Genomic DNA, 928 nt, shown 5'->3' with positions numbered 1-928 from the left:
TCGTCGTCAAGACCATTGATCTCGTCCGCATCAGTTACACCGTCACCATCACAGTCGCCCGTGCTGGTTGCGTTCTGGCTAACATCACCAAGATTTATATCACAAGGATCGTTGGGATCCGTATTGTCACCAGGCGTAGATGGATCACCATCCGTACCGTTGATTTCTTCGTCATTGGTCACACCGTCACCGTCACAGTCGCCCATGTCCGTAGCAGGAAGGCTAACATCTCCGATGTTCAGATCACAAGGATCGTTAGGATCGGTATTGTCGCCAGGTGTAGAGAAATCGCCGTCGGTGCCATTGATCTCATCGTCGTTGGTTACACCGTCGCCATCACAATCGCCCATATCTGTAGCGTTCATGCTGACACTCGCAAGTACCAAGCTACATGGATCATTAGGATCGGTCATGTCGGTGGCTTCATCAGAGTCAAGTACACCGTCACCATCGCTATCTTGATCCGTAACCGTAATCGTTACCGTTGCTGAAGCACATACTTCAGGAATAGGATCAGTGTTACAAACCTGGTAAACGACTGTTACCATCATGCCTGCTTCACCGAAGGTTGGCGTATAGGTCAGTTCACCCGTGTCAACATCAAAGACAACCGTACCCGCTGCTGTGCCACCAGTCTGCGTGATAGCAGTTGTACCAACATTAGCAGGGTCAAGATTATCCAGGAAGTCATCATTACCAAGGATATCAATCGTGCTTGCCATTCCAGGAGTAGCTCCTCCTATATCATCTGTAGCTGTAGCTACTGCTGGATCAGGATCGCCGCCGTTCGGGTTGCCATCATCATCACAGTCCGCCATGTTCCAGGCAGCATTCGGCGTACCTTGATCGGCAGGATTGTAATCACAAGGGTCGTTAGGGTCCGTATTGTCACCAGGCGTAGAGAAGTCGTCGTCAAGACCATTGATCT

At 50.3% G+C, this 928-nt stretch carries 1 pseudogene; it reads right to left on the bottom strand.

Annotation, left to right across the window (positions count from 1 at the left end):
* Positions 1 to 928, bottom strand: a pseudogene (locus ACRBG0_RS28140) (hypothetical protein); the annotation flags it as partial.

The organism is Lewinella sp. (assembly GCF_050633125.1).
Taxonomy (GTDB): domain Bacteria; phylum Bacteroidota; class Bacteroidia; order Chitinophagales; family Saprospiraceae; genus Lewinella.
The sequence above is the reverse complement of the archived record's forward strand: the minus strand, read 5'-3'. Positions and strand labels throughout refer to the sequence as shown.